Here is a 22763-nt window from a genome sequence, read left to right as displayed (position 1 = left end):
CGGTGAGCATCAGGTCAAGAGTGTCTGGGAACGCTCCCAGGCCCACTGATCGAATCCCCGCAAGCACCTGCTGAGCTGCGAGAACAGCCGCCAGCAGGCCAGTTCGACAATTTCGACGAACACCTCGGTTGTCGAAATACAATCGAATGCGGGCGAACGGCGAATGATGCTTGTGTTTCCGGCGTGTGTCACTTACCTTCGTGCCATCGTCGATGCGCTTCGACACCGCATCGCTCGCCCGTCCCCAGGAGGCCGCCCGTGGTCACGATCAACGACGTCGCCAACGCGGCCGGGGTCGCCCCCAGCACGGTGTCGTACGTGATCAGCGGCAAACGCTCGATTTCGCCGAAGACCCGGCGGCTGGTCGAGGACAGCATCCGCAAGCTCGGCTACCACCCGCACGCCGGCGCACGGGCGCTGGCCAGCAGCAAGACCAACGTGCTCGCGCTGGTCGTGCCGCTGCGCACGGACCTCAACGTCGCCGTCGTGATGGAGTTCGTCGCCTCGGCGGTCACCGCGGCCCGCGCGCACGACCACGACCTGCTGCTGCTCACCAAGGACGAGGGCCCCGCCGCGCTGCAGCGGGTGGCGTCCTCGGCCATCGCCGACGCCCTGATGGTGATGGACATCGAAACCGCCGACCCGCGGGTGCCGATGCTCCTGGCCCTCGACCTGCCGGTGGTGCTCATCGGCGTGCCCGACCACCCGGCCGGGCTGAGCTGCGTCGACCTCGACTTCACCGCGGCGGCGTCGGCCTGCGTCGCGCACCTGGCCGAGCTCGGCCACCGCTCGATCGCGCTGATCGGCCCGTCCCCGGCCGTCTACCGGCGCGGCACGAGTTACGCGACGCGGTTCCTGCGTGGCTTCGACGAAGCCACGCAGAGCCGTGACCTGCGTGCGGCCTCCCACGCGTGCGCCCACTCCTACGAAGCGGTGAGCGCCTGCGTCGACGAGCTGCTCGCCGCCGATCCCGGCCTGACCGGCCTGGTCGTGCACAACGAGGCCGTGCTGCCCGGGCTGCTGTCGGACCTGCGCCACCGCGGCCTGCGGGTGCCCGAGGACATCTCGGTCATCGCCGTGTGCCCGGACAGCATGGCCGAGCAGCACGTCGTCTCGCTGACCAACGTGGCCATCCCGGCCGAAGAGGTCGGCACCCAGGCCGTCGAAATGACCATGCGCCGGCTCGCCGGCCACACCACCCCGGAGGTCCGGCTGCTCGGGCCCCGCCTGACGCGGCGCGAGAGCACCGCCGCGCCCCGCGCCTAGCGCCGTCTCACCACCAGTCCCGGTTCTGCTCCGCCGCCGAAGGAGAATCACCATGTCCGTAGCCCGTCGCGCCCTCGTGCTGACCGCGAGCGCCGCGTTGCTGGCCGCCTGCAGCCCCAGCCCGGCCCCGTCCGCGTCGAACGGCGCCGGCGCTCCGGCCGCCACGTCGATCACCGAGCTCGACTACTACGCCGACGAGCAGGGATCCGCCGCCTGGCAGAAGATCCTCGACACCTGCGCCACGCAGACCGGGATCAAGATCGAGCGCCAGAAGGTGCCGACCAGCCAGATGCTGCCGAAGGTCCTGCAGGGCGCCAGCTCGAAGACGCTGCCGAACCTGCTCTTCACCGACAACCCGACGCTGCAGCAGGTCGCCGCCACCGGCGCGCTGACCCCGCTGACCGACTACGGCATCACCACCGACGGCTACTACCCGAGCATCGCCAAGGCCGGCACCTACCAGGACAAGCTGTACGGCGTCGCCCCCGGTGTCAACGGCCTCGCGCTGATCTACAACAAGGACCTCCTGCAGGCCGCGGGCGTCGAGCCGCCGAAGACGTGGGACGAGCTGAAGGCCGCCGCGGCGAAGCTGACCAAGGACGGCAAGTACGGCCTCTCCTTCTCCGCCATCTCCTCGGAAGAGGGCACCTGGCAGTTCCTGCCGTTCTTCTGGAGCAACGGCGCCGAGCTGTCCCAATTGGACTCGCCGCAGGCGACCCAGGCACTCCAGTACGTCACCGACCTGGTGAACTCCGGCTCGGCGTCGAAGTCCGTGGTGACCTGGAGCCAGAACGACGTCGCCGACCAGTTCGTCAGCGGCAACACGGCGATGATGATCAACGGGTCGTGGAACATCGCCCGGCTCGACGAGCAGAAGTCGCTGCACTACGGCGTCGTGCCGATCCCGGTCCCGCAGGCCGGCGGCAAGCCGGTCGTCGCCCTCGGCGGTGAGGTCGGCACCGTGCCGGTGACCAGCGGGCCCGCTCAGCAGGCCGCCGGCAAGGTGCTCTCCTGCATCCTCTCCGAGCCGACGATGCTCGAGTGGAGCAAGGCGCACGCCTACATCCCGTCGAAGACGGCCACGGCCCAGAAGTTCGGCACCGAGCAGCCGGCGATGCAGGCGTTCGTCGACGAGGTCGGCACGGCCCGCTCCCGCACCGCCGAGCTCGGCGAGAAGTACCCCAAGGTCTCGCAGGCGCTGGCCGACGCGCTCCAGGCGGCGCTGACCGGGAAGACGCCGGTCGACCAGGCCCTCAAAGCCGCCCAGCAGGCGAGCGGCTCGTGACGGTCACCGCCGCCCCGACGGTCTCGGCGCCACCCCGCGCGAGCCGGAAGTCCCGCCGGGACAACCGGTTCGCCGCGTGGGCGTTCCTGCTGCCGGCGCTGGCCTACGTCGTCGTGTTCTTCGGCTACCCCCTGGCCGCGAACCTGGTGATGAGCACGCAGAACTACACGGTGAAGTCGTTCTACACCGGCGAAGCACCCTTCGTCGGTGTAGAGAACTACGCCGCCGTGCTGAACAACCCGCTGTTCTCGACGGCGGCGCTCAACACGGTGCTGTTCACCGCCGGGTCGATCGTCTTCCAGTTCGGCATCGGCCTGGCGCTCGCGGTGTTCTTCAACGGCCGCTTCCTCGGCAGCGCGCTGCTGCGGTCCCTGCTCCTGCTGCCGTGGCTGCTGCCGCTGGTGGTCAGCGGCGCGGTCTGGCGGTGGATGTTCGACCAGGACCACGGCGTGCTCAACGCGGGCCTGCGGTTCCTGGGGTTCGACGCGGTGCCGTGGCTCAGCAGCACGAGCTGGGCGCTGCCGGCGGTGATCATCACCAACATCTGGATCGGCATCCCGTTCAACCTGGTGATCCTGCACGGCGGGCTGCGTGCGATCCCGGCGTCGCTCTACGAAGCCGCGGCGCTGGACGGCGCCGGGGCGTGGCAGCGGTTCCGGCACGTCACCTGGCCGCTGCTGCGGCCGGTCACCGGGATCGTGCTGATGCTCGGGCTGGTCTACACGATCAAGGTGTTCGACGTGATCATGGTCGTCACCGGCGGCGGACCGGCCGGCTCGACCCAGACGCTCACCACGTGGTCCTACCGGCTGTCCTTCCAGGACTTCGCGTTCGGGCAGGGCGCCGCGGTCGGCAACGTCCTCATCGTGGTGGCGACGGTCTTCGGGCTGCTCTACCTGCGTTCGGCGAAGGCGACCCTAGCGGAGGCGGCATGAGGACTGCTTGCAGGTCCGAATCATCAGACACCATGCCTGCCGACGCGAAGACACTGCCGCGGCTTGCCGCGTCCGAAAAGGAGGCGGCATGAAGACGGCGAACTGGCCGCGGACCGTGGCCGGCGTGCTGATCGTGGCGGTGCTGCTGTTCCCGCTGTACTGGATGGTCAACGCCTCGCTGCAGCCCAGCGGCGCGCTGCTGCGCCCGGACCCCGCGTTCTTCCCGGTCGGCGGCACGCTGGACGGCTACCGCAAGGCCCTCTCGACGCAGGCGCCCAACCTGCTCTCCAGCGTCGTCGTCGCGCTCGGCACGGTGCTCGTGTCGCTGCTGGTGGCGGCACCCGCGTCGTACGCGCTGGCCCAGCTCAAGGTGCGCGGCGGCCCGGCGCTGGTGTTCGTCCTGCTCATCGTGCAGATGATCCCGGGCATCGTGATGGCCAACGCGCTCTACACCGTGTTCAGCAACCTCGGCCTGATCGACAACTACCTCGGGCTGGTGCTCGCCGACTCCACCGCGACCATCCCGTTCGCCATCCTGCTGCTGCGGGCGTTCATGATCTCCGTGCCGAAGGAGCTGACCGAAGCGTCCCGGGTGGACGGTGCCGGGTACTGGCGCACCTTCGCCTCGATCATCCTGCCGGTCAGCCGCAACGCATTGGTCACCGCCGGGCTGTTCTCGTTCCTGTTCGCCTGGGCGGACTTCCTGTTCGCCGTCACCCTGACCACCGGGCAGTCGTTCGAGCCCATCACCGTGGGCATCTACCGGTTCGTCGGCAACCAGTCCGCCGACTGGAACGGGATCATGGCCACCGCCGTCCTCGCCGCGATCCCCGCGGCCGTCCTGCTGGTCGTCGCCCAGCGCTACGTCGTCGCCGGGCTGACCAGCGGCGCCGTCAAAGACTGAGGGTTGTTTTGGTCAGGCCGCCGCGCCCCACAGCGTAAGCCGCAGGTCAGCACAGACGTCATGCGGCGGCCGACGGCAAAACAACCCTCACCGATTTCCTAGGAGACCGCGTGATCGCCACGACCGAAGACGGCCGCTCGCTCGAAGTCAGCGTGCGGCACGAGGTGCTGCGCATCGAGCCGTGGGGCGACGGCAGCCTGCGCGTCCGGGCCGGCCGGCACCGCATCCTCGACGACGTCCCGGGTGCGCTGCTGCCCGCGAAGCCGTCCGCCGCCACCGCCTCGGTCGAGGGACGGACCGGCCGGGTCGTCAACGGCGCGCTCACCGCGATCGTCGAGATCGCCGACACCGACACCGGCATCGACGCGCAGCTGCGGTTCGTCCGCACCGACACCGGCGAGGAGCTCCTCGCCGAGCAGCGCGCGCACTTCTGGTGGCCCGGCGCGCGGCTGTTCATGCCCTCGCGCAACGGCTACGGCCGGCTGGAACAGCGCTTCAGCGCCTACGACGACGAGCGGCTCTTCGGGCTCGGGCAGCACACGCACGGCCGGCTCGACCAGAAGGGCCTCGTGCTCGACCTGGTGCAGCGCAACGCCGAGGTGTCGGTGCCGTTCCTGCTCTCCAGCCGCGGCTACGGGTTCCTGTGGAACAGTCCCGCCGTCGGCCGGGTCGAGCTGGCCGCGAACGGCACCCGCTGGGTCGCCGACGACGCACGCCAGCTGGACTACTGGATCACCACCGGCGACGGTCCGCGCCAGATCCTCGGCCACTACGCCGACGCGACCGGCCACGCGCCGATGCTGCCGGAGTGGGCGGCCGGGTTCTGGCAGTCGAAGCTGCGCTACCGCACCCAGGAGGAGCTGCTCGCCGTAGCGCGGGAGTACCACGAACGCGGGCTGCCGCTGTCGGTGATCGTGGCGGACTTCTTCCACTGGACGCACCTCGGCGACTGGAAGTTCGACCCGGCCGAGTGGCCCGACCCGGCCGGGCTGGTGCGCGAGCTTTCCGAACTCGGTGTCAAGCTCATGGTCTCGGTGTGGCCGTCGGTGAACCCGCTCTCGGAGAACTACCGCGAGCTGCAGGAACGGGGTCTGCTGGTCGCCGCCGAGAGCGGCGTCCCGGCGCACGCGCCGTGGAAGGACAAGGGGTTCGGCGTCGAGATGCCGGTGGCGTTCTACGACGCGACCAACCCGGAGGCCCGGCGGTTCGTCTGGAGCAAGGTCAAGGAGAACTACTACGACCTGGGCGTGCGCGCGTGGTGGCTGGACGGCGACGAGCCGGAGATCCAGCCGGGCCACCCGCACAACCTCGGCTTCCACGCCGGCCCGGGTGCGGAGGTGTTCAACCTCTACCCGCAGGTCAACGCGCAGACGTTCCACGACGGCATCCGCGCCGAGGGCGACGACGAAGTGGTGCTGCTGTCCCGCTCGGCGTGGGCGGGCAGCCAGCGCTTCGGGGCCGCGCTCTGGTCGGGTGACGTCGGCGCGACGTGGGCGTCGCTGCGGGCGCAGGTCCGGGCCGGGCTGAACGTGGCACTGGCCGGGATCCCCTGGTGGACGACGGACATCGGCGGCTTCCACGGCGGCGACCCGGACTCGCCGGAGTACCGGGAGCTGATGGTCCGCTGGTTCTCCTACGGGGTGTTCTGCCCGCTGTTCCGCCTGCACGGCTTCCGCGACCCACGCCCGGCGTTCGGGCCCGAGATGACCGGCGGCCCCAACGAGGTCTGGTCGTTCGGTTCTTCTGCGTATGAGTCGATCACGGCCTCGCTGCGGTTGCGGGAGCGGCTGCGGCCGTACCTGATGGAGCAGATGCGGGTGGCGCACGAGCAGGGCATTCCCCCGATGCGGCCCGTGTTCGTCGACTTCCCGGCCGACCCGGCGGCGTGGGACGTGGACGACCAGTTCCTCCTCGGGCCGGACGTGCTGGTGGCGCCGGTGCTCGAGCCGGGCGTCACCACGCGCCGGGTGTACCTGCCGGCCGGGGCGTCCTGGACGGACGCGGTCACGGGCTCGCGGCACGAAGGCGGCGAGTGGGTCGAGGCGGCGGCCCCGCCGGAGCGGATCCCGGTGTTCCTCCGCGACGGGGCGGACCTGCCGATCAGAGCCGAGTGAGGCCGGCCCACCGCCGCGGCTCGGGCTCGCCGGGTGCCCAGCCCGGCGGCCAGGTCCGGACGACGCGCGCGTCCAACCGGACCTGGGCTCCGGTGAAGTCGAACCCGCCCGCCGTCGCGGCCGTGAAGTCCGCGTGGCCGCCGAAGCGGGCCCGGGTGAAGTGCGCTCCGGCGGCGAACCGGCTGCCGGTGAAGAGCGTGCGGCCGGCGAACCCGGTCGCCTCGAACGAGACGTCGTCACCGAAGGCCGCCGCGGTGAAGTCCGTGCGAGCCGAGAACCGGGCGGCGTCGAACCACATCGGGCCGCCGGCGGTGACGCCGGCGAAGCCGGCCGTGCCGGTGAAGATCGCGTTCTCGAAGTCGGCGCCCGTCCCGAACCGTGCGCTGCCGAAGAGGGCGTGGCGGGCGAAGCAGGATCCTTCGAAGCTCACCAAACCGGTGAAGACCGCTTCGGCGAAGCGGGCGTCGCCGGCGAACCGCACGGCGTGGAAGCGCGCGTCGCGGACTTCGCAGCCACGGAGGTCGACCGCGTGCAGCACCAGGCTGTCCAGCTCGAGGTCCATTCCCGGCCAGAACCACGGGGACCCGGGGTGCAGGTGCGGCAGCAGGAGCCGCCACAGTTCGGCCTGCCAGGCCGGCGGGTCCGGCCAGCCGGACCGGAACTGGGTGAGGATCTCGCCGACGCACTCCTGACGCAGGTCGGGGTCAGCGTCGGCCTGCCGGGCGAAGGACGCCAGCGCGGCCAGCCGGGCGGCGCGCTCGTCGTCCACCAGCCGAGCAGCGACTTCCTCGGGCACGGGCTCCGGCGGCGCCGACGGGGTCAGCACCTCGGCGGGCCGGTCGCGGCGCAGGAGCAGCCACGCCGTGACCGATCCGGACACGGCGCCGATCAGCGCCAGGATCGCGAACGGCGTGACAGTGGACATACCCGGAATTCTCCCGGGCCCGGCCAGCGAATTAAAGTGGACCTGTGAGTCCAAAGCTGACCCCGAAGGGCGCCGCGACGCGGCAGCGGATCGTCGAAGGCGCCGCGGCGGAGATCCGCGAGCGCGGGGTCGCCGTCACGACGCTCGACGACGTCCGGGCGCGGACGGGGACCAGCAAGAGCCAGCTGTTCCACTACTTCCCGGACGGCAAGGAAGAGCTCCTGCTGGCGGTCGCGCGCTACGAGGCCGACCAGGTCCTGGCGGTCCAGCAGCCCCAGCTGGGCAGCCTGACGTCGTGGGCGGCGTGGCAGCGGTGGCGCGACACGGTCGTCTCGCACTACGACAGCCGTGGCCGGCACTGCCCGCTCAACGTGCTGCTCTCCCAGCTCGGCCGCGTGACGCCGGGCGCGCAGGCGGTGGTGACCGAACTGCTGCGGCGCTGGCAGGACGAGATCGAGGCGGGCATCCGCCACCTGCAGAAAGCCGGCGAGGTCGGCCCGGACCTGGACACCGGGCGCGCGGCCGCCGCCCTGCTGGCCGGCATCCAGGGCGGCGTGGTGGTGATGCTGTCGACCGGCCGCATCGATCACCTCGAAGCGGCGCTCGACGTCGGCATCGGCAACCTGCGGGCGAGCGGGAACCGGTGAGCCCGGTTCCCGCTCCCGGGATCAGGCGGACTTGATCGCGGAGATCTCGAACTCCAGCGTGACCTTGTCGCTCACCAGCACGCCACCGGTCTCGAGGGCGGCGTTCCAGGTGATGCCGTAGTCCTTGCGGCTGATCGTGGTGGAGCCTTCGAAGCCGATGCGGTCGTTGCCGAACGGGTCCTTCGCGGCGCCCTCGAACTCGATCGGGATGGTCACCGAACGGGTGACGTCCTTGACGGTCAGGTCACCGGTGACCTCGAAGCTGGTCTCGCCGGTCTGCTTGATCTCGGTCGAGGCGAAGGTGATCTGCGGGTACTCGTCCATCGCCAGGAAGTCGTTGCTCTTCAGGTGCCCGTCGCGGTCGGCGTTGCGGGTGTCGATGCTGTGGGCCTGGATGGTGACCTGGGCGGACGACTTCTCCGGCGCGTCGCCGTCGATGGTGGCGGAGCCGGTGAACTCGTTGAAGCTGCCGCGCACCTTGGTCACCATGGCGTGCCGGGCGACGAACCCGATCCGCGAGTGCGCGGGGTCGATGGTGTATTCGCCGGTCAGCTGGGGGTAGGTGGTCGCGCTGGTCATCTCGGTTCTTCTCTCCTCGTAGTGGCGCCCCCCTGTGATTGAGGGTTCAACGACACCCTACTCACTTTGGCTGGTTGCGCAAGCAAGCTTTCGGTAGAGTCGCCGTATGGGTGATATCTCCGCGCTCGACGCCGACGAAACCGCGTTCTGGCGGCCGCTGATGCGCATCATGACGGCGCTGCCGCGCGCGCTCGAGGACCAGTTCCTGCCCGAGACCGGGCTCGCGATCACCGACTACGGGGTGCTGGTCGCGCTGTCCGAAGCCTCCGATCGCCTGCTCCGCATCTCGGCGCTGGCCGCGACCACCGGGCTGTCGCTGAGCCGGATCAGCCGGGTCGTCGACGACCTGACCCGCCGCGGCCTGGTCGAGAAGCGCCGCTGCGCGGAGGACGGCCGCGCGTCCAACGCCGTGCTGACCGAGGCGGGATTGGCCAGACTGGAGGCGGCCTACCCGGGCCACCTCGCCCGCGTGCGGGCTTCGGTGTTCGACCACCTGGGCGCCGAGGACATCCGCACGGCCGGGCCGGTGCTGGCCCGGCTGGCCGCGGCCCTGGAAACCACTCCCCCGACCGACGACTGCTGAGGACGCCGATGACCGACAAGGGCGAGTACAAGCGCGACCTGAACTACCTCCCGGACCGCATCACGGCCGACGGCCGCGACGGCTGGCCGGTCGAGCCGGACCGCTACCGGCTGGTGGTGGCGCGGGCGTGCCCGTGGGCGAACCGCGCGGTGATCGTGCGCCGCCTGCTCGGCCTCGAGCCGGTGCTGTCGATGGGGATCGCGGGCCCGGTGCACGACGAGCGCAGCTGGAGCTTCGACCTGGACCCCGACGGCCGGGACCCGGTCCTCGGCATCGAGCGCCTGCAGGAGGCGTTCTTCAAGCGCGACCCGGACTACCCGCGCGGCATCACGGTCCCGGCGTTCGTCGACGTCCCGAGCGGCCAGGTCGTCACCAACGACTTCGCGCAGATGACGCTGGACATGTCGACCGAGTGGACGGCGTACCACCGTTCCGGTGCGCCCGAGCTGTACCCCGAGAAGCTGCGGGACGAGATCGACGACGTGGCGCAGAAGGTGTTCACCGACGTCAACAACGCGGTGTACCAGTGCGGGTTCGCGCGCTCCCAGGAGGCGTACGAGCACTCGTACCGGAAGCTGTTCGCCCGGCTGGACTGGCTTTCCGAGCGGCTCGCCACCCAGCGCTACCTGGTCGGCGACACGATCACCGAAGCGGACATCCGGCTCTTCACCACGCTGGTCCGGTTCGACGCGGTGTACCACGGCCACTTCAAGTGCAACCGGCAGAAGCTGGCCGAGCTGCCGGTGCTGTGGGCGTACACGCGCGACCTGTTCCAGACGCCGGGGTTCGGTGACACGATCGACTTCGCGCAGATCAAGGAGCACTACTACGTGGTGCACAAGAACGTGAACCCGACTGGGATCGTGCCACTGGGCCCGGACCCGAGCGGCTGGCTGACCCCGCACGGCCGCGAGGAGCTGGGTGGCCGCCCGTTCGGCGACGGGACGCCGCCGGGTCCGCCGCCGGCCGGTGAGCGGGTGCCCGAGCTCTGAGTTCTTGGCTACGGTGATCGCCATGGAACGCCTGCGCGATCGCCGAGTCCTGGTCACCGGCGCCGGTTCCGGCATCGGCCGGGCCACCACGCTCCGCCTGATGGAGGAGGGGGCCCAGGTCATCGGCACCGACGTCTCCGAAGAAGGCCTGATCGGCACCCAGCAGGCCGCGCACCTCGAAGGCTTGACGACGTACGTCATGGACGTGGCCGACGAGGCGTCGGTGGCCTTCGGGGTGAAGTCGGCGGTCGACGTGCTCGGCGGCCTCGACGTGGTGGTCAACGCGGCCGGGATCCTGCTGGCGTCGCACACGCACGAGACGTCGCTGGAGCTGTGGAACCGGGTGCTGGCGGTGAACCTGACGGGCACGTTCCTGGTGACCCGCGCGGCTCTGCCGGCCCTGCTCGAATCGCCGAACGGCGTGGTGGTGAACTTCAGTTCGACCTCGGCCTCGTTCGCCCACCCGTACATGGCGGCGTACAGCGCGAGCAAGGGCGGCATCCAGGCGTTCACGCACTCGCTGGCCCTGGAGTACGGCAAGCAGGGCCTGCGCGCGGTCAGCATCGCCCCGGGCAGCGTGAAGAGCGGCATCACGGACTCGGCGGCGAGCTGGCTGCCCCAGAACGTGGACTTTTCCCTGTTCGGGCGGCTGCTGCCGATCCTCCCGACGGAGTTCACGACGGAAGTGGGCAACGCGGTGGCGGGCCCGGAGACGGTGGCGGGAGTGGTGGCGATGCTGGCTTCCGACGACGGCAAGTTCATCACGGGAACGGAAATCCGCATCGACGGCGGCACGCACACCTGAGCCCGCAGCTTCGCCCCCGCGGCTCCCCTAGGTCGCTGCGGCGTACCGCGCCGAAAGCACCTCGAGCCGCTCGCTCAGCTCCGGAGGCGACTCCACCTCGAACGGCACGTCCAGCATCCCCACGACGAACGCCACGATGTCCCACGAATCCGAAGCCAGCTCGAGCCGGCAGGTCTTCGAATCCAGCGCGGTCACCTCGCCGTCGACGCGGCCGGCCACCTCCTCGGCCGGCGCGTGGAGCTTCAAGACCGCGCGCAAGGGCCACATGTCGCGGCCCATCGTGCGCTTGAGGTACGCCGTGAGGTCGCCGTCCGGGGGCTCGCGGTGGCTGAAGCGGGGTCCGTTCGGCGTGCGCAACGAGAGGCGGTCCGCGCGGAACGTCCGCCAGTCCGCGCGGCCGGTGTCCCAGCCGACCAGGTACCAGCGGCGGCCCCACGAGACCAGGCGGTGCGGCTCGACCGCGCGGCGGGACTCGCCGCCGTCGTGGCTCACGTAGTCGAACCGCAGGGTCTCCGACGCGCGGATCGCCGCCGACACCGCGGTCAGCACCTCCGCCGCCACCACCGGGCCGCGGACCGGGAGCGCCAGCAAGCTCGCCTCCAGCGCCGCCACGCGGTGGCGCAGCCGGGACGGCAGGACCTGCTCCACCTTCGTCAACGCCCGCAGCGACGCCTCCGCCAGGCCCGAAACGCCGCCGGCGTGCAGGCCGACCACCACCGCGACCGCCTCGTCGTCGTCGAGCAGCAGCGGGGGCAGCTCGGCGCCGGCGCCGAGGCGGTAGCCGCCGATCGGGCCCATCGCCGCGTGCACCGGGTAGCCCAGATCGCGCAGGCGGCCGACGTCGCGGCGGACGGTCCGGGTGGTCACGCCGAGGCGGTCCGCCAGTTCGGTGCCGGACCAGTCGCGGTGCATCTGGAGCAGCGACAGCAAGCGGAGCAGCCGGCCGGGGGTTTCGCGCATGGGGCAAGTCTGCCGGACATCGAGGACCGTTCCTGTCCTACATGGGCGACAGAGTGCGGCCATGGATCCCTTCCGCATCGACGTCCCGCAGGCCGACCTCGACGAGCTGCACCACCGGCTCGCCCGCACCCGCTGGCCGGGCGAACTGCCCGGCGCCGGGTGGGCTTACGGCGTCAGCGAGCCCTACCTCCGCGAGCTCGCCGGGTACTGGCGCACCGGCTTCGACTGGCGAGCCCAGGAGGCCCGGCTCAACGCGTTCCCGCAGTTCACGACCACCATCGACGGCCAGCGCATCCATTTCCTGCACGTCCGCTCCCCCGAACCCGGCGCCACCCCGCTGATCATGACCCACGGCTGGCCGAGCACCGTCGCGGACTTCCTCGACGTCCTCGGCCCGCTCACCGACCCCCGCGCCCACGGCGGCGACCCGAAGGACGCCTTCCACGTCGTCGCACCCTCCGTGCCCGGGTTCGCCTTCTCCGGCCCCACCGGCGACCGCGGCTGGAACACCCGCCGAACCGCCCGGGCCTGGGCCGAGCTGATGCGGCGGCTCGGCTACGAACGCTACGGCGCCCAGGGTGGCGACTTCGGCAGCATCGTCTCCCCCGAACTCGGCCGGGTCGCCCCCGAAGCGGTGCTGGGCGTGCACGTCAACGCCGTCGCCAACGCCGGGGTGCCGACCGCTCCCGGCGACCTCGAGCGACTGTCCGAAGAGGACCGGAAGCGGGCGCGGGAGAACCAGACCTGGTGGTACGCCCACTCCGGCTACGCCACGCAGATGGCCACCCGCCCGCAGACCCTCGCCTACGCGCTCAACGACTCCCCCGCCGGGCAGCTCGCGTGGAACCTCGAGTGGTTCGTCGACTGGGACCCCACCACCACGAACCAGACGCCGGTAGACCGGGACGCCATCCTCACGAACGTGACGATCTTCTGGCTCACCGGCACCGCGGGCTCGGCGGCGCGCCTGTACCTGGAAGCGGGCCAGGACGGCTGGGGCGAGCGCCCGGCCCCGTCCGGCGTCCCGACGGCGGTGGCGAACTTCCGGGGCGACCACGCACTGCGGGGACTGGCCGAGCTGTCCAACACGGTGACGCGGTGGTCGGAGTACGACGCGGGCGGGCACTTCGCCTCGCTTCAGGCCCCGGAAGTGCTGGTGGGCGACATCCGGGAATTCTTCCGGGAGCTCTAGCGCAGGGAGCGAGTCAGCCAGACGACCACCCCGCTGTCCTCAGTGGACACGTGATGCTCTTCGAACCCGAGCTTCCCGAGCACGCGGAGCGACGGGGCGTTCCCCGCGCCGACGGTCGCCCAGAGCCGCCTCCGCCCGGTCGCCGTTGCGGCTTCGAGCACCGCGGTGGCGGCCTCGGTGGCGTAGCCGTTTCCGTGCGCTCGCCGGAACAGCTCGTACGCGATCTCGGGTTCGTCGAGGGTGGCGCGGCCGATGATCAGCCCGCAATAGCCGATGAAGTCGCCTTCGGCGCGGCGCTGGATGGGCAGCAGGGTGATCCCGGTCGTCTCCGTCGCGGTGAGCTGCTTCGCGATGAGTGCCCGGATTTCGTCGAGCGCGGGCGTCCCGGTGCCGCGTTCGGCGTGCAGGGCGCGGAGATCCTCGGCGTCGGACTCGCGCCACGGCCGCAAGACCAGCCGCTTCGTCGTGTGGTGGAGCGACATCGGGCCGTAAGTGGCCACGTCAGATTTCGCGGCGGCGGCGCCGGTCCACGGCGCCGTCGAGCAACGGCCGCAGTTCGGCGACCACCGTCTCCAGCGGCGCGATGTCCCGGTGGGCGCGGGCCAGGACGATCGCGCCCTCCAGTGCGCTGAGCATGAGCACCGCCAGGGACGCGCTGCGGGCCGGTGGCACGCCCAGCTGCTCGAGCGTCGCGGCGACCGGGCGCTGCCAGCCTTCGAACGCCTTGCCCACCGCTTCGCGCAGGGTGTCACTGGTGGCTGCCGTGTCGGCGACCGTCGCGACCAGCGGGCAGCCGGCGTCGAAGCCCGACGTCGTGAACTCGTCCTGCCACTGCGCGGCCATGGCCGCGAACAGCTTGCCCGGCGTCGGGTCTTCGAGCTTGGCCGCCGCGCGCGTCACGCGCCGGGCGGCGTAATCGCCCGCCCAGGTGACGGCTTCGGCGATCAACTGGTCCTTACCGCCGGGGAAGTAGTGCTGCAGGGACCCCCGCGGTGCTTCGGCGTGGGCGACCACGTCCCGCATGCCGGTCGCCCCGACACCCTGGATCCGCACCAGCTGCGCGGCGCTGAGCACCATCCGCTCGCGCGGTGTCCTGGTCATCGACCGCCTCCTTCATGACGTCCGTCATGGTAGCCCAGTCCGGCACGACCAGCGCGAAGTCGCGTTCGCCGCGTTCGTACGACGGCACCGGCCGGAACCCCTGGCCCAGCAGGAGTGCCTCGGCGCCGGCGTTCCCGGCCTGGACGGTGGCCCGCACGGTCCAGCCCGCCCAGCGCCCGGACGCCCACAACCACCGGCTCAGCGCGCTGCCGATCCCCTGCCGCTGCCACGCGTCGGCGACGAGGATCCCGATCTCCGCCTCCCCCGGCGTCTCGGAGACGAAGTTGAGCAGGCCCACCGGGCGGCCGCCGCGGGAGGCGAGCAGTGCGGCGCCGTCCGGCGGCCCGGCGAGCAGAAACCGCTGGTATCGCTGGAAGACCTCGGCCGGCCGGGCGGGGCCGCCCATCATGAACCGGCGCCGGAGACTGTCCGGCGAGCAAGCCGCGACCAGCGCGGCGACGCACTCGCGGTGCGCGACCTCTATGACAGTGGTCATAGCCCCATGAGAGCACACCGCGACGGGGAACACACTATGACCGCCGTCATAGCCCACCGGGCCCGGTTCGCCCCGAGGGGACGCGGGTACGTTGCCGTGGCCGCGCTCCCCCACCGCGAAAGGCGTCCCCCCGATGCAGCTCTACGCCGAACGGCCGATCCGCCGTACCGCCCAGCTCGTCAGCGATCTCCTGGCCGTGCTGCTCATCGTCGTCGCGGTGTGGCTGGGGACTTCGGTGTACGACCAGATCATGAAGCTCCGGGCGCCCGGCGACGGCCTCGTCGACGCCGGCACCGGCCTGCGCGGCACCTTCGACTCCGCCGCGAACTCCGCCGACGGCATCCCGCTCGTCGGGGACGCGCTCGCGAAGGCCCTCCACGGCGGTTCGGACGTCGGGACCAAGCTGACGGACGCGGGCCGCTGGCAGATCGAAGCCGTCGAGAACCTGGCCTGGTGGATGGCGGCGATCATCATCGCCCTGCCGGTGCTGACGCTCCTGGTGACGTGGCTGCCGCTGCGCTGGCGCTACGCCCGCCGCGCCACGGCGGCCGCGCGGCTGCGAACCCTCGGCGACGAGGGGCTCGACCTGCTGGCCCTGCGGGCCCTCGCCACACAGCCGTTGGGGCGCCTGGCTTCGGTGGGCGAACCGGCCACCGGCTGGCGGGAGCGCGACCGGGACGTCATCGAGAAGCTCGCCGGGCACGAACTGGCCCGGCACGGGCTCGCTCCCTGAGCCGGAGGACTCCCCGCCGGGGCTCAGGACACCGGCGGGGAAACCTCCGCACTCCGCGGGCTGAGGGACGGGCAGCTCAGCCGACGGAGGGGCCCATTCCGAGGGACTGCGGCGTGCTCGCGTCGGGCGAGGGCTGGTGCAGGCCCTCGTCCAGCGGGCCGAACTCGGTCATCAGGGCCGCGCTGCCGCCCCACGGGGTCTGCTCCTCGGCGATCAGCGAGTTCGTCGTGAGCAGCAGGCCCGCCACCGAAGCGCCGTTCTGCACGGCGGACCGGCACACCCGCAGCGGGTCGACCACCCCGAGGGCGATCATGTCCCCGAAGCGGTCGTGCAGGGCGTCGAAGCCCTCGTCGTCGCCGAGTTCCCGGGTGCGCGCGACGATCTCGTGGGCCGGGTGGCCCGCGTTGTACGCGATGAGGAACGCCGGTTCGGCCAGCGCCCGCCGGACGATCTCGACGCCGATCGCCTGGTCACCCTCCAGCCCGAGACCCTCCAACGCCTTCTCGGCGTGCAGCAGCGCCGCTCCCCCGCCGGCCACGATGCCCTCGGCCATCGCCGCCCGGGTCGCCGACAACGCGTCTTCGACCCGGTGCTGCAGCTCCTTCAGCTCGGCCGGGGTGGCCGCGCCGACGCGGACGACCGCGACCTTGCCGGTCAGTGCCCCGATCCGCTCGGTCAGAACGTCTTCGTCGACGCCGAACTGCGCGCGCTCCAGCTCCGCCCGCAGCTGCCCGACCCGGAAGTCCACCGCCTCCGATGAACCCGCGCCGCCGACGATCGTGGTGCGGTTCTCGGTGACCCGGACCTGCTTGGCCCGGCCGAGGTGCTCGAGGGTCATCGTCTCCATCGTGAAGCCGGACTGCCGCGAGAGCACCGCGCCGCCGACGATCGCCGCGAGGTCCTCCAGCTTGTGCAGCCGCCGGTCGCCGAAGCCCGGCGCGCGGACGGCGACCGACTGGAAGGTGCCGTTCATGTGGTTGTGCACCAGCATGGACAGCGCCGTGCCCTCGACCGTCTCGCCGATCACCACCAGCGGCCGGGGCGCCCGCATCACCTTGTCGAGCAACGGCATCAGCTGCTGCACCTTGGTGATCTTCTCCGCGCACATCAGGATGTACGGGTCGTCGAGCACCGCTTCCAGCCGCCCCGGGTCGGTGACCAGGTACGGCGAGAGGTAGCCGTTGTCGAACTCGAACCCTTCGACGAACTCGACGCTCATCCCGATCGTCGGCGACTCCTCGACCGTCACCACCCCGCCGTCGCCGACGGTGTGCAGGGCCTTGGCGATCACCGCGCCGACAGCGTCGTCGTCGTTGGCCGAGATCGCCGCCACCCGGGCGTAGTCCTGTTCGGACACCACCGGGTGGGCCCGCTTCTCCAGGTGCGCCACCAGCAGGCCGACGGCGTGGTCGATGCCGCGCTTGACCAGCACCGGGTTGCCGCCGGCCGAGATCGCCCGCATGCCTTCGCGGACGATCGCCTGGGCCAGCACGGTCGCCGTGGTCGTGCCGTCGCCGACGACGTCGTTGGTCTTGATCGCCGCTTCCTTGACCAGCTGCGCGCCCATGTTCTCGAACTGGTTCTTCAGGTGGATCTCGCGGGCGATGGTGACGCCGTCGTTGGTGACCACCGGCGAGCCGGTGATCTTCTCGATGATCACGTTGCGGCCCTTGGGGCCCAACGTGGACTTGACCGCTTCGGCCAGCTTGTCGACGCCCGCCAGCAGCAGGTCGCGGGCCTCCGCGCCGAACCGCAGTTCCTTCGCCATGTGCGGTGCTCCTAGGGGGTGAGGATGGCCCGGCCGCGCACGCGCCCGGCGTCGAGGTCCGCCAGCGCGTCGAGCGCCGCGTCCAGGGGGTACTTCTTCGTGTGCAGGGTGACCTTCCCGGCCTGGGCCAGCACCATCAGCTCGGCCAGGTCGTTGTAGGTGCCGACGAGGTTGCCGATGACGTTGCGCTCGGTGGAGATGATGTCGATCGTCGGGATCTCGATGTTCGAGCCGTAGCCGATGACGAAGTGCGACCCGGCGCGGCGGGTCATCGCGAAGGCGTCCTGCTGGGCGCCCTGCTCGGCGACGAAGTCGAGCACGACCTCGGCGCCGTGGCCGCCGGTCAGGTCGAGCACGGCGTCGACCTGCTTGCCGTCGGCCAGCACGGTCTCGTCGGCGCCCAGGGTCGACGCCAGTTCGAGGGCGTCGGCGTTGCGGTCGACCACGATCACCCGGGCGGCCGTCAACGCCCGAAGCGACTGGATGCCGATGTGCCCGAGGCCGCCGGCGCCGTTGACCACGCAGGTGGTACCCGGGTACAGGTGCGGGACGGCCTTGCGCACCGCGTGGTAGGCGGTGATGCCCGCGTCGGCCAGCGCGGCGACATCACCGGGCTGGGTCGACGGATCGAGCTTGATGCACGCCCGCGCCGACGTCAGCAGGTACTCCGCCATCCCGCCGTCGGAGTCGATGCCCGGGAAGCTCCCGTTGGGACAGTGCATGTCGTCGCCCGCGCGGCAGGCGTGGCACAGCCCGCACGTCGGCGTCGGGTGCAGGATGACCGTGTCGCCGACCTCGACGTTCGTCACCGCCGGACCGACCTCGTGCACCCAGCCCGCGTTTTCGTGCCCGATCGTGTACGGCAGCTCGACGCCGGACTTCTCGGCCCACTGCTCCTCGATGATGTGCAGGTCGGTGCGGCAGACGCCGGCGCCGCCGATCTTGACCACGACGTCGAAGGGCCCGGTGGCGCGCGGCTCCGGGACGTCTTCGATCACCGGGTGCTGGTGGTACTTCTGCAGCCGCACGGCCTTCATCCCGTGCCCTCCTCTTCGCTGGTCAGGGCGTACCGCGCGCGCAGCATGCCGCGGCAGACGCCCGAGTTGGCCTCCATGCTCGTGCGCGTCAGCCGGGCGAAGGCGAGGTGCCGCTTCGCGTCGGCCGGGGCTACCGCTCTCCCCGTCGCCGGGTCGAGCAGCAGCGGGTCGCCGTCCCCGGCGGGCAGGCCCAGCTCGCGGCGGCGGGCCCGGAGCCGATCGAGGTCGGGGCTCGGCGGGACGTCACCGAGGGTCAGCGATCGCGGGTCCCGGCCCAGGGACCGGCAGACGCGGTCGGTGCCGGCCAGCACGGCCTTGCGGACGAAGTCGTACCGCAGCGTGTCGAGCTCGTCGGCGGCCTCGCCCTCGAACGACGCGACGAACCCCTGCCGCGCGGCCACCCCGCGGTTGATGACGTCGGAGGCGAAGTGGTCGTCGAGCCGGATGTCGAGCCCGGTCAGGCCCGGCACCCCGGCCACGGCGTCGTAGGCGTCCGCCACCATCAGGAAGGCGAAGTTGGGCGCGCAGAAGTACGTCGGCAGCCGCAGCCGGACGACGGCGTGGCCCGCGTCGCTCACCTCGCAGCGGGCCACGAACCCGAGGTCGGTGAGGGGTTCGTCCAGTTCGGGATCCCGGACGGTGCCCAGCGCCGCCCACACGGCGGCGCGGGCCCCGGTCACCACGGCGGTCATGAGTTCGGCACGCCGACGGGCTCGACGTTCTTCGGGTCGGCCAGTTTCAGCTCCTCGGGGACGTCGATGTCGTAGAGGCGGGCGGCGTTCAGCCCGAGAATCTTCTTCTTCTGGTCGACGGTCAGCGGCGGGAAGTCCGACAGCTCTTCGTCACCGGGCATGTTCCAGTCGACGAACCCCTCGACCTGCCACTTCGGCTCCCAGATCGCGTAGTCCGCCCCGAAGATCAGCTTGTCCTCGCCGAGCCAGAACATCAGCTCGCCCATGACCTTCGCGAAGAACTTCGGCCGGGCGTGCATCAAGCCGCCGACGACGACGGCCAGGCCGGCGTAGACGTTCCGCTCCTGGGTGGCCATGAAGCAGAAGTCCTCGATGCGCGGCAGGCCGACGTGCTCGACGATGAAGTTCAGGCCCTGGAAGTTCGTCGCCGCGTGGTCCACATCGGACACGTCGAAGGCGTCCTTGTCGAGGGGCCAGATCGTCGGTCCCTTGTGGATGTGGACGTTCTTGACGCCGAGTTCCTCGCACTTCTCCAGGTAGCGCGAGGCTTCCGGGTCCTTCAGGCTCCAGCCGCGGGAGTCACCCCGCCACTCGGCCGTGTAGAGCTTGACGCCCTTGCAGTGGTACCGCTTGACGCGTTCCTCGAAGGCCTTCATGCCCTCGTCGCCTTCACGCGGGTCGAAGGTGGTGTTGACGAGAAACTTGCCGGGGTGCTTCTCGGCCAGCGCCGCGTCGGCTTCGGTGGTGTTGAAGCCGTTCTTGTACCACTGCCGCAGGTTCGTCGGCTGGAAGATGGCGGTGTCGACGTGCCCGACCTCGAACAGGTCGTGCATCATCAGTTCCTCGGAGTACTTCTGGAACCGGTCGATCGGCCAGTGCGTCTCCTTCGGGCCGAGTCCCTGGTAGGCGTGGAAGCACTCGATCCAGCCCTTGGCGTATTCCTCCTGGCCCTCGACCCAGTTGTCCGGGCTCGCGTCCCAGAAGTGGGTGTGGGCGTCCACCACGAAGTACTTCTCGCCGTCTTTTTCGTACATTCCTGATCCTCCTGAGCGGGATCGAGCACTGCCGGGCGGAGCGCCCCAATGTGGCCTTCGGTGCGTTCAACGCACCCAAGGCGGCCTTCGGTGCGTTGAACGCAACCAAGGCCACATTGGGGCGCTTGGGGCGGGGCTAGCTGATGGGCTTGAGGTCGAAGTCGAGGTATTCGGCCGCGTCCTCGGGGTTGGCGAACATGATCGTGCGGTCGTCTTCGTGGATCATCCGCCCGTAGTGGGTGGACATGCTCTCCTCGAACTCGGCCGCGTTGAACCAGCCTTCTTCTTCGCCGGCGGCCTCGTCGACCTCGGCGTAGACCAGGTCCGTCCGGCCCCGGGCGTCGACGCGGATCATCGACGGCAGCGGGGTCACGGTCACGTTCTCCTTGGTGCCCATGACTTCCGCGATGATCGCGCCCACCTGGTTGTTCATCAAGGTGAACCCGCACATGTTCGACGCGGTGTTGTCGGCCTTGAACGGGCTTTCCGCGGTCTTGAAGACAGTCACTGGCCCAGCTCCTCGGGTGCTTTGAGGCCCAATTCGGACAGGATGCCGGCGAACCGGCTCTTCACGCGGTCGAGACCGTCCTCGAACCGGATCGGCTTGGCGTCGGGCTGCGACCACAGCGGCTGCAGGGCGCGGGCGGCGGCGATGCTCTTCGGCACCCAGTCCTCGAGCCACTTCTGCAGCAGCGCCTTGTTGTGGCCGGCGAACTCCTTGTCGTTGATCAGCAGGTGGTACAGCTGCTTGGTGTAGCGGAGGTCGCGTTCGGAGAAGTCGAACTCCTCGGCGCCGATCAGCGTCGGAGTGACGAAGTCGCCGTTCGCCGGCGCGGCCTGCTGGACCAGGTTGCTGCGAAACAGCTCGCCGACGAGGGGCTCGAAGACGACGTTCGCGGCGAAGATCGCCTCACCCCAGTCCCAGATCCCGGTCAGCTGCTCGGCGGTGTCCCGCACGCCCTGCCACGCCGGGTCCTCGTTCCAGGTGGCCAGGTGGGCGGTGCCGTCGAAGCCCTCGATCTCCTCGGTGAGCGTCAGGGTGTACAGCGCCAGGTCCTGCGCCGCGCGGATGCGGTGCATGCTGTTCACCGAAATGGCGTTGTTGTGCATGTTCGTCGGGGCGCGGCGGTTGGCGTTGGCGAACAGGTACAGGCCGAGGCCGTGGTCGACGTGCATCCAGGCGCCGACGTGCTTGGCGACGAAGTCGACCCAGTTGCGGTTCCACTGCTCGAACGCCTTGGCCTGGCGCGCGGCGTCGATGTTCTGGTTGAGCTGGCGGACGACGTTCGCGTTGTAGCGGTAGAGGGTGAGCTCCCACTCCTCGTTGGGGTCGCGGAACTCGTGCCAGCCGTGCGCCGGCCAGTCGTAGCCCTGGCCGCCGGACCCGGGACCGCGTTCGGGCACCGGACGGTCCGAACCCCACGCCTTCAGCGCGGTCCATTCCAGCGGGTATCCGGCCTTGCCGTCCGCGAAGGCGTAGAGCCAGCCCTGGGACAGGTAGTGCCGCGGGTCGGGCTGGACCTCGACGGTGACGTCTTCGTAGTGGCTCTGCTTGCGCTTGGCCGGGGTGAAGTAGTTGTACTGGCGGGCGGTGGAGTCCGGGAAGACCTTCGCGCCCGCTTCGGCGTCGGTGAACGCCGGCTTCGGCACGCTGCGTTCGGAGGTGGCTGTCATGGGTTTCCTTACCCTTCGCCCGTGGTGGTGAACTTGTCGTAGAAGACGCGCTTGCCGTCGACGCCGAGCGCGGGCAGCAGCTCCAGCGCCGCTTCGACCATCGGCGGCGGCCCGCAGACGTAGGCGTCGGCGCCGGTCAAGTCGATCCCGGCGCGGCGCAGGACGTCGGTGACGAAGCCGGTCTCGCCGGTCCAGTCCTCGTCGCCCGGCTCGGAAAGCGCGGGGACGTACCGGAAGCCGGGCAGTTTCGCTTCCAGCTCCCGCAGTTCCGCCTCGAAGCAGAGGTCACGGCGGCGGCGGGCACCGTAGTAAAAGGTCGCCTTCCGGTCGATGCCGCGCTCGGCCATGGACCGCAGCAGGGACAGGATCGGCGCCATCCCGGCGCCACCGCCGACGAACACGAGGTCCTTGCCCGGGTTGTCCCGGAGGGTGAACACCCCGAACGGGCCGGTCACCCGGAGCCGGTCGCCGACCGCGACTTCGGCGGCCAGGAACCGGGAGAACAGCCCGTCGGGGTAGATCTTGATGACGAACTCCAGCAACCCGTCGCGGGCCGAGGTGCTGGCCATCGAGAACGACCGCGTCTCCTCGGTGCCCGGGACGGCGAAGTCCAGGTACTGGCCGGGGAAGAACTTCAGGTCCCCGTCCAGCCGGACGACCAGGTGCCGCAGGTCGTGGGTCACCGGATCGTTCGCCACGACCTCGACCTCCGCCTCCTGGATCGGCAGGCCGGACTGGATCATCTCCTCGTCGTAGTTGAGCAGCTCGATCGTCAGGTCTTCGTAGGCGTGGGCCCGGCACAGCAGCGTGAAGCCTTCCTCCTTTTCGTAGTCGGGCAGCGCGAAGGTCGAATAGCGGTCGTGTTCGACGTCGTCGCCGTCGAGGAGGAACGACTTGCAGGCCGCGCACTGCCCTTCCTTGCAGCCGTGCATGAGCATCACGCCCTGCTCGGCGGCGGCGCGCAGGATCGTCTGGTCCTCGGCGACGTCGATCTCGATCCCGACCGGCTCGAACCGGACGCGGTGCTTCTCCGTCATGCCG

Annotated in this window: 24 protein-coding genes; 11 read left to right on the top strand and 13 right to left on the bottom strand. The window is 70.6% G+C overall.

Annotation, left to right across the window (positions count from 1 at the left end; genetic code table 11):
* Window positions 1-258: 258 nt before the first annotated feature.
* The 5 genes from AB0M30_RS05945 to AB0M30_RS05925 all read left to right on the top strand — a co-directional run bounded on the left by AB0M30_RS05945 (window position 259) and on the right by AB0M30_RS05925 (window position 6504).
* Window positions 259-1266: a LacI family DNA-binding transcriptional regulator gene (locus AB0M30_RS05945; RefSeq protein ID WP_364580429.1), complete on the top strand. Its 1008-nt coding sequence runs from the start codon at window positions 259-261 to the stop codon at window positions 1264-1266.
* 52 nt (window positions 1267-1318) lie between these two features.
* A complete protein-coding gene (locus tag AB0M30_RS05940) occupies window positions 1319-2551 on the top strand; it encodes a sugar ABC transporter substrate-binding protein (RefSeq protein ID WP_364580426.1) in 1233 nt (410 codons plus the stop codon).
* The gene (locus AB0M30_RS05935; protein ID WP_364580424.1) at window positions 2548-3486 is read left to right on the top strand and encodes a sugar ABC transporter permease; all 939 of its coding nucleotides are present in this window, start codon (window positions 2548-2550) and stop codon (window positions 3484-3486) included. The genes AB0M30_RS05940 and AB0M30_RS05935 overlap by 4 nt, the downstream gene beginning before the upstream one ends.
* A gap of 88 nt (window positions 3487-3574) precedes the next feature.
* Window positions 3575-4390 (top strand): carbohydrate ABC transporter permease, encoded by an 816-nt coding sequence (locus AB0M30_RS05930; RefSeq protein ID WP_364580421.1) that lies wholly within the window; start codon window positions 3575-3577, stop codon window positions 4388-4390.
* Window positions 4391-4500: 110 nt separating this feature from the next.
* Window positions 4501-6504 (top strand): TIM-barrel domain-containing protein, encoded by a 2004-nt coding sequence (locus AB0M30_RS05925; RefSeq protein WP_364580418.1) that lies wholly within the window; start codon window positions 4501-4503, stop codon window positions 6502-6504.
* Here the strand turns inward: AB0M30_RS05925 and AB0M30_RS05920 are convergent.
* Entirely contained in the window at window positions 6491-7429 is a 939-nt protein-coding gene (locus AB0M30_RS05920; RefSeq protein WP_364580416.1) for a pentapeptide repeat-containing protein, read from the bottom strand. The two genes, AB0M30_RS05925 and AB0M30_RS05920, sit on opposite strands and share 14 nt — an antisense overlap.
* 44 nt (window positions 7430-7473) lie before the next feature.
* On the opposite strand from AB0M30_RS05920, the gene AB0M30_RS05915 reads away from it, so the two are divergent.
* Window positions 7474-8076, top strand: a complete 603-nt coding sequence (locus AB0M30_RS05915; protein ID WP_364580413.1) for a TetR/AcrR family transcriptional regulator — start codon at window positions 7474-7476, stop codon at window positions 8074-8076.
* Window positions 8077-8097: 21 nt separating this feature from the next.
* Here AB0M30_RS05915 and AB0M30_RS05910 read toward each other — a convergent pair whose 3' ends face one another.
* Window positions 8098-8655 (bottom strand): YceI family protein, encoded by a 558-nt coding sequence (locus AB0M30_RS05910; RefSeq protein ID WP_364580410.1) that lies wholly within the window; start codon window positions 8653-8655, stop codon window positions 8098-8100.
* A 106-nt stretch (window positions 8656-8761) separates the two neighbouring features.
* Here AB0M30_RS05910 and AB0M30_RS05905 point away from each other — a divergent pair, with 106 nt between their 5' ends.
* From AB0M30_RS05905 to AB0M30_RS05895, 3 genes are read left to right on the top strand one after another with little or no spacing between them, the layout of a single operon-like run.
* The gene (locus tag AB0M30_RS05905; RefSeq protein ID WP_364580407.1) at window positions 8762-9238 is read left to right on the top strand and encodes a MarR family winged helix-turn-helix transcriptional regulator; all 477 of its coding nucleotides are present in this window, start codon (window positions 8762-8764) and stop codon (window positions 9236-9238) included.
* Between the two features lie 8 nt (window positions 9239-9246).
* Complete coding sequence (locus AB0M30_RS05900; protein WP_364580405.1) at window positions 9247-10230, top strand: glutathione S-transferase C-terminal domain-containing protein; 984 nt, start codon at window positions 9247-9249, stop codon at window positions 10228-10230.
* Between the two features lie 22 nt (window positions 10231-10252).
* Window positions 10253-11035, top strand: coding sequence for an SDR family oxidoreductase (locus AB0M30_RS05895; protein WP_364580402.1), 783 nt, complete (start codon window positions 10253-10255; stop codon window positions 11033-11035).
* 27 nt (window positions 11036-11062) lie between these two features.
* Here the strand turns inward: AB0M30_RS05895 and AB0M30_RS05890 are convergent, their stop codons facing one another.
* Entirely contained in the window at window positions 11063-11995 is a 933-nt protein-coding gene (locus tag AB0M30_RS05890) for a WYL domain-containing protein (RefSeq protein ID WP_364580399.1), read from the bottom strand.
* A 61-nt stretch (window positions 11996-12056) separates the two neighbouring features.
* Between AB0M30_RS05890 and AB0M30_RS05885 the strand changes: the two genes are divergently transcribed.
* Window positions 12057-13187 carry an epoxide hydrolase family protein gene (locus tag AB0M30_RS05885; RefSeq protein WP_364580396.1) on the top strand — a complete coding sequence of 377 codons (1131 nt, stop codon included), beginning with the start codon at window positions 12057-12059 and terminating at the stop codon, window positions 13185-13187.
* Here the strand turns inward: AB0M30_RS05885 and AB0M30_RS05880 are convergent.
* Genes AB0M30_RS05880 through AB0M30_RS05870 form a run of 3 tightly spaced genes read right to left on the bottom strand, consistent with a single transcriptional unit; the run spans window position 13184 to window position 14784 of the window.
* Complete coding sequence (locus AB0M30_RS05880; protein ID WP_364580393.1) at window positions 13184-13687, bottom strand: GNAT family N-acetyltransferase; 504 nt, start codon at window positions 13685-13687, stop codon at window positions 13184-13186. The genes AB0M30_RS05885 and AB0M30_RS05880 overlap by 4 nt on opposite strands.
* A gap of 1 nt (window position 13688) precedes the next feature.
* Window positions 13689-14201, bottom strand: coding sequence for a TetR/AcrR family transcriptional regulator (locus tag AB0M30_RS05875; RefSeq protein ID WP_364580508.1), 513 nt, complete (start codon window positions 14199-14201; stop codon window positions 13689-13691).
* Window positions 14143-14784 carry a GNAT family N-acetyltransferase gene (locus AB0M30_RS05870; protein WP_364580390.1) on the bottom strand — a complete coding sequence of 214 codons (642 nt, stop codon included), beginning with the start codon at window positions 14782-14784 and terminating at the stop codon, window positions 14143-14145. Before AB0M30_RS05870 ends, AB0M30_RS05875 begins: the two co-directional genes overlap by 59 nt.
* 133 nt (window positions 14785-14917) lie before the next feature.
* On the opposite strand from AB0M30_RS05870, the gene AB0M30_RS05865 reads away from it, so the two are divergent.
* Window positions 14918-15517: a hypothetical protein gene (locus AB0M30_RS05865; protein ID WP_364580387.1), complete on the top strand. Its 600-nt coding sequence runs from the start codon at window positions 14918-14920 to the stop codon at window positions 15515-15517.
* A 76-nt stretch (window positions 15518-15593) separates the two neighbouring features.
* On the opposite strand, the gene groL is transcribed toward AB0M30_RS05865, so the two are convergent.
* The 7 genes from groL to AB0M30_RS05830 form a co-directional block, all read right to left on the bottom strand.
* The gene (gene groL, locus AB0M30_RS05860) at window positions 15594-17285 is read right to left on the bottom strand and encodes a chaperonin GroEL (protein ID WP_364580384.1); all 1692 of its coding nucleotides are present in this window, start codon (window positions 17283-17285) and stop codon (window positions 15594-15596) included.
* 11 nt (window positions 17286-17296) lie between these two features.
* Window positions 17297-18322, bottom strand: coding sequence for an NAD(P)-dependent alcohol dehydrogenase (locus AB0M30_RS05855; RefSeq protein ID WP_364580381.1), 1026 nt, complete (start codon window positions 18320-18322; stop codon window positions 17297-17299).
* Window positions 18319-19014 (bottom strand): iron-sulfur cluster assembly protein, encoded by a 696-nt coding sequence (locus tag AB0M30_RS05850; protein ID WP_364580378.1) that lies wholly within the window; start codon window positions 19012-19014, stop codon window positions 18319-18321. The genes AB0M30_RS05855 and AB0M30_RS05850 overlap by 4 nt, the downstream gene beginning before the upstream one ends.
* A complete protein-coding gene (locus AB0M30_RS05845; RefSeq protein WP_364580375.1) occupies window positions 19011-20048 on the bottom strand; it encodes an amidohydrolase family protein in 1038 nt (345 codons plus the stop codon). The genes AB0M30_RS05850 and AB0M30_RS05845 overlap by 4 nt, the downstream gene beginning before the upstream one ends.
* Window positions 20049-20184: 136 nt before the next feature.
* Complete coding sequence (gene mimD, locus AB0M30_RS05840; protein WP_364580372.1) at window positions 20185-20556, bottom strand: propane 2-monooxygenase effector subunit MimD; 372 nt, start codon at window positions 20554-20556, stop codon at window positions 20185-20187.
* Entirely contained in the window at window positions 20553-21722 is a 1170-nt protein-coding gene (locus AB0M30_RS05835) for a toluene hydroxylase (protein ID WP_364580369.1), read from the bottom strand. Before AB0M30_RS05835 ends, mimD begins: the two co-directional genes overlap by 4 nt.
* A gap of 8 nt (window positions 21723-21730) precedes the next feature.
* On the bottom strand, window positions 21731-22759 hold the full coding sequence (locus tag AB0M30_RS05830; RefSeq protein WP_364580366.1) for a 2Fe-2S iron-sulfur cluster binding domain-containing protein: 1029 nt from the start codon (window positions 22757-22759) through the stop codon (window positions 21731-21733).
* Window positions 22760-22763: the final 4 nt, after the last annotated feature.

It is taken from the genome of Amycolatopsis sp. NPDC051716, assembly GCF_040681595.1.
Classification (GTDB): domain Bacteria; phylum Actinomycetota; class Actinomycetes; order Mycobacteriales; family Pseudonocardiaceae; genus Amycolatopsis.
Note: the sequence above shows the minus strand (reverse complement) of the source record. Positions and strands in the feature narration are given on the sequence as shown.